The organism is Chitinophaga sp. (genome assembly GCF_036569125.1).
In the GTDB taxonomy this organism is placed as follows: domain Bacteria; phylum Bacteroidota; class Bacteroidia; order Chitinophagales; family Chitinophagaceae; genus Chitinophaga.
In genome coordinates this window covers 1-2233 of sequence record NZ_DATCRF010000545.1, presented here as the reverse complement: position 1 = coordinate 2233, position 2233 = coordinate 1, and the positions used below count along the sequence as shown (strand labels likewise).

Sequence of the window (2233 nt, the reverse complement as noted above, 5' to 3'; positions counted from 1 at the left end):
GGGATTTCAGCAGCCGCTGGTTCCGGAATACCAAAGACCTGCACACCATTCGCGTAACCTCTTATGTACCGGTGGATCTGAATGCCCTGCTATTTCACCTGGAAAATACCCTGGCGCGCGCCCACCAGCTGGCGGGCCATGCACAAAAAGCCGCACAATACAAGCTGCTGGCAGCCAGGCGCCAACGCAGCCTGGAAAAATATTGCTGGTCGGCCGCTGCGGGCTGGTATGTGGATTATGACCTGCTTACCCACCGCCCCGGTACCGCATTAACACTGGCTGGTATGTACCCGCTGTTTACAAAAGCAGCTTCAAAAGCGCATATTAACATCATACAACAGCAGATCAATCAAAAATTCCTGAAAGCCGGCGGCGTAACCACCACCCTGAAAAACACCGGGGAGCAGTGGGATGCCCCTAATGGCTGGGCGCCATTACAATGGGTAACTATTGCAGGACTGGAAAACTATGGCGCGTCCGCGCTGGCTAAAAAAATCGCGGAACGCTGGGTGGCGTTGAATATACAGGTGTATCACAACACCGGTAAGCTCATGGAAAAATATAATGTAATGGATCTGCAGCTGGTAGCCGGCGGCGGTGAATATCCCACGCAGGATGGTTTTGGCTGGACCAATGGTGTGTTGCTGAAGTTATTGCAGCAATACAAACTGGATGCTGAACGCTGAAGGCTTAATGCTGAACGCTGTTTATGTTATGTTTAAGATGCTGATAGCATTTCACATGGAGTGCTAAGCGTTCAGCGTTCGGCATTAAGCGTTCCGCATACTTTCCGCAATGGTTTTCAACGCAGGCAATAGTTCCGGCTCATTCCATACAGCGCCCATCGCAATGCGGATGTAACCCTGATCACCCTGCACAGAAAAACTTTCACTGCTCATTACATCAATACCTTTTGCCTTCATTTGCGGCACAAAAATACCGGCCGGCAAATGCGCAGGCAGCTTTACCCAAAAATGATAGCTACCGGGAAATATATTATAGTCCAGGCCTTCAAAGAGGCTGGTTATTTTTTCATATAATGCCAGCGCTATCTGCCGCTTTTCCTGGATCACCTGCGGCAGCAGATCATGCTGTAACAGGTGCTGTACAAAAGCATGGAATAATGCGGAGCTGCCGCTGGTAGTGATACTGATGATACTCTCTATACCCTGTAGCAATCCTTTGGGATAAATAATATAAGCCAGCCTCACAAAAGGATTAAAGATCTTGGAAAAGCTGCACACATAAACAGTACGCTCCGGCATCAGCTGTAAAAAAGCCGGCGGCGGGGACGGATGCAGGAAACGGTAGGCATCATCCTCTATTAAATATACATCCTTAAAAGAGCGGATCACCCGGGCAATGGCCTCCCTCCTTTGCAACGACATTACACTGCAGGTAGGATTATGCACCGTAGGCTGCACATACACGAGCCTGCTTTTACCGGTTTGCAGGTATTGTTCCAACGCACCGGGCAGCATTCCTTCCTCATCACAGGCTATGGTTTGGAATTGGTAGCCCAGCGCCTGCCCGCTCAGCTTAAAATTGTTGTAGGTAAATTCTTCAATAGCTACCGTTTGCTCCGTATGGCGCAAAAAAGAAAGAATGCAATACCCGGCGCTGTTTCCGCTGGCAGTAGTGGTTACATCCATTTGCTGCTGCAGGGTTTCCGGCGGCAGCTGCAGCCACTGGCCCAGGCGCTGTAAAGCCGCAGCATTAGGCGTCATAGGGGCCGGCGATAACAATGCAGCTTTTTCCTGCTCCGTTAATCCATTTACATACTGTTGAAAAATATCAGCCTCCTGTTTAACCGCAGGGTAGTTCAATCTCAGATCCAGCATAAATTAAAAATTACCTCAAAAATAAAAGATTCAGCTTATCCGGTTTATTTTTAATTAACGTGTAAAATTGACATTCATTTTTTTTACTTTTACTATACATGAAACCTCTTACTTAAGAGTCTTGTTACAAAGCACTATCAGCCCGGACCATATTATTTATCAGCCATCAAAAATTCCCGTATGAGAAGCCCATTTCACCTCATCGCTATTGAACCCAGGTATCTTTCTGGAACGGATCAAAATGTAGCCAAGCATCGCGAAAAACTTCCTAAAGAACCACCATCCGCTGCATGTTTCACCTAGCAGTTTAAACACTTATCGAATATAACAACGTATCACCGGGGTGCATACCTCCGGATGGTATTATTTTCCTTCACCCTTAAAATTAATCC

At 47.4% G+C, this 2233-nt stretch carries 2 protein-coding genes; one reads left to right on the top strand and one right to left on the bottom strand.

The window, feature by feature from the left end; all coding sequences use genetic code 11:
• Positions 1–686 (top strand): trehalase family glycosidase (locus VIM87_RS20540; RefSeq protein WP_331998818.1); only part of this gene is annotated, 686 nt, incomplete at its 5' end.
• Positions 687–770: 84 nt separating this feature from the next.
• Here VIM87_RS20540 and VIM87_RS20535 read toward each other — a convergent pair.
• Positions 771–1841 (bottom strand): PLP-dependent aminotransferase family protein, encoded by a 1071-nt coding sequence (locus tag VIM87_RS20535; protein ID WP_331998817.1) that lies wholly within the window; start codon positions 1839–1841, stop codon positions 771–773.
• Positions 1842–2233 lie beyond the last annotated feature (392 nt).